The organism is Bacteroides sp. ET71 (genome assembly GCF_023336905.1).
Classification (GTDB): Bacteria; Bacteroidota; Bacteroidia; order Bacteroidales; family Bacteroidaceae; genus Bacteroides.
In genome coordinates this window covers 1-741 of sequence record NZ_JAMBLS010000120.1, presented here as the reverse complement: position 1 = coordinate 741, position 741 = coordinate 1, and the positions used below count along the sequence as shown (strand labels likewise).

General features: G+C 59.9%; 1 protein-coding gene. It reads right to left on the bottom strand.

The genetic code is table 11. From position 1 onward, the window contains the following. On the bottom strand, window positions 1-741 hold a 741-nt coding region (locus M3090_RS15455), incomplete at both ends, for an N-6 DNA methylase (protein WP_249057759.1).

The window sequence follows — 741 nt, the reverse complement described above, 5'->3', positions numbered from 1 at the left end:
AGTCCCCACATGGCCGCGCGTATGGACAATGGCGGCGGTGCGTTCGAAATACTCGTTCTGGGTCGTGCCGTCGGTCTGCGTGCTGACTTCCACGAAGGCTTTTTCAAGGCCGGTGTATTCCCTTTCGGATGCCGTTTCCTTTTGCAGCACAATGAGGTCGCTGCCCACCTCCGTACCGGCATAGTCGGTAAAGAGGTTGTTGGGCAGGCGGATGGCGGACAGGAGCCGCGCCCTTTCCATCAGATATTGGCGCACGGGAGTGCCCATCGCGGAGTTCATTACCCCTTGTGAGGTGATGAAAGCCACGATGCCGCCCTCGCGCACGGCATCCAGTCCCTTGACGAAGAAATAGTTGTGCAGGGAACCGAGCGCGAAACGCCGTGCCGAACCATCGTCCATCGACGGGTCAAATACCCGGATGTCGCCGAAAGGGATGTTGCTTGCCGTCACATCGAACCGTCCGTTGTCCTGCGGGGGAAGTTCCTCGAACCCTTGCACGCGGACATCCGTACCGGGCTGAAGCTGCCGGAGGATGCGCCCCGTGAGCAAGTCCTTTTCATACGCGGTGGCTTCGGGCACGGCGGTGGCGTTGTAGAAATGCGGCTGGAAAGCAGAGAGGAAATTGCCCGTGCCCGATGACGGGTCGAGGAAGCGGTGCGGCGACACACCGTGCTCCTCCAACGAGAAAGCAACGGCACTAATGATTTCCGGGGGTGTATAGAAGGCGGTGAAGGTGGATGA